The organism is Pantoea sp. ANP04, assembly GCF_041982285.1.
In the GTDB taxonomy this organism is placed as follows: domain Bacteria; phylum Pseudomonadota; class Gammaproteobacteria; order Enterobacterales; family Enterobacteriaceae; genus Pantoea; species Pantoea eucalypti.
Window position 1 is genome coordinate 1 of record NZ_JAUTYS010000192.1, and the last position, 516, is coordinate 516.

The window sequence follows — 516 nt, forward strand, 5'->3', positions numbered from 1 at the left end:
GTGCTTTGCGCTTCTAGCCCAGAGACCGGAATTTCGCAGCTGAACGCGTGCACCTTGCTCGTCATTTGCGACGCATCCCCCGAAAGATTCACCGCGTTACGGAAGGCTGCCCGGGAACGCGGACTACCGGTGATCACCCGTAGACCTGTCGCTGATACCGGCCAGATCACGCTGATCGGTGGCGGGCCCGGTGCACTAGACCTGCTGACCGTGCGCGCAGTGAATGCACTGGGCGACGCAGACCTAATCTTCGTTGATCGGCTGGGTCCCGCGGCCCGGGTGCAAGAGCTTGCTCCGCAAGCACTGCTCGTAGATGTAGGTAAACGCCCTGGCCACCACAAAGTTACCCAAGCCCAGATTGAACAGCAAATGCTTTCCGCGGCTCTCGCCGGATCAAATGTGGTCAGGCTCAAGGGTGGAGATCCTTTCGTTTTCGGCCGCGGCTTCGAAGAGCTCACAGCGGCGACCAAGGCAGGCGTCGCGGTGAGCGTCGTTCCGGGGCTCAGCTCCTGCATC

The 516-nt window shown here is 61.4% G+C and carries 1 protein-coding gene; it reads left to right on the plus strand.

From position 1 onward, the window contains the following. Positions 1-129: 129 nt before the first annotated feature. The coding region (locus Q7C21_RS23055; RefSeq protein WP_375151247.1) for a uroporphyrinogen-III C-methyltransferase at positions 130-516 on the plus strand (387 nt) is incomplete at its 3' end.